1 protein-coding gene is annotated in these 1065 nt (G+C 56.8%); it reads left to right on the plus strand.

Annotation, left to right across the window (positions count from 1 at the left end; translation table 11 throughout):
* Positions 1-1047 (plus strand): IS3 family transposase gene (locus ACZ9AQ_RS24180; protein ID WP_429207352.1). Its coding sequence is split into 2 segments (ribosomal slippage), with 1048 coding nucleotides annotated over them: positions 1-137 and positions 137-1047; the frame shifts between segments, so codons are not numbered across the junction. This gene is flagged as partial in the annotation.
* Positions 1048-1065 lie beyond the last annotated feature (18 nt).

Here is a 1065-nt window from a genome sequence, read left to right on the forward strand (position 1 = left end):
CATCCATAGCCTGTACGCCTGGACGAAGCGTTACGGCGTGCCTGAGGCTGAGCGCAAGGCTGTCGATGCCCAGTCTGACGAAATGCGGCGCCTGAAGGCCGAGCTCAAGCGAGTCACGGAGGAGCGTGACATATTGAAAAAGGCCGCGGTGTACTTTGCCAAGACGTCCGGGTAAGGTACACCTTAATCGTTGAGTTGCAGGACCAATTTCCGGTGCGCCGGCTGTGCAAAGTGCTTGAGGTGCATCCGAGTGGCTTCTATGCCTGGCGCCTGAATCCTGAAAGTAAGCGCGCCAGAGAAGACAAGCGCCTTCTGGTACCCATCAAGGAATCGTGGCTGGAAAGCGGCAGCGTCTACGGCTATCGCAAGGTCAGCGACGATCTACGCGAGCTCGGTGAACAATGCGGCATCAATCGCGTCCACCGTCTGATGAGGTCGGCCGGGATTCGTTCGCAAACCGGCTACGCCAAGCGCAAATACAAACGCGGCGGCGCGCCATCGCTGGTAGCGCCGAACCATCTACAGCGCCAATTCGACGTGCAGGAACCGAATCGGGTCTGGGTTACGGACATCACGTACATTCGCACTTACGAAGGCTGGCTTTATCTGGCTGTTGTATTAGACCTGTTTTCGCGTCAGGTGGTGGGCTGGTCGATGAGTTCTCGAATCGATCGCGAGCTAGCGATGAATGCGCTCTTGATGGCGGTCTGGCGGCGGCAACCAAAGAATGCGGTAATGGTGCATTCGGATCAGGGCAGCCAGTTCAGCAGCTACGACTGGCGCGACTTCCTGGACGAGCATAACCTGCAGCAGAGCATGAGCCGGCGTGGTAACTGCCACGATAATGCCGTGGCCGAGAGCTTCTTCCAGCTCCTGAAACGGGAACGGATCCGACGCAAGACCTACGGCACTCGGGAAGATGCAAAGCGGGATGTCTTCGATTATATCGAGATGTTTTACAATCCAAAACGCCGGCACAGCTCCAGCAATGACTTGTCGCCGGTCGAGTATGAAAAGCAGTATTTCAAGCGGCTCGCGAGTGTCTAGGAAACTCGTGGCGATTCA

It is taken from the genome of Massilia sp. UYP34 (assembly GCF_056279385.1).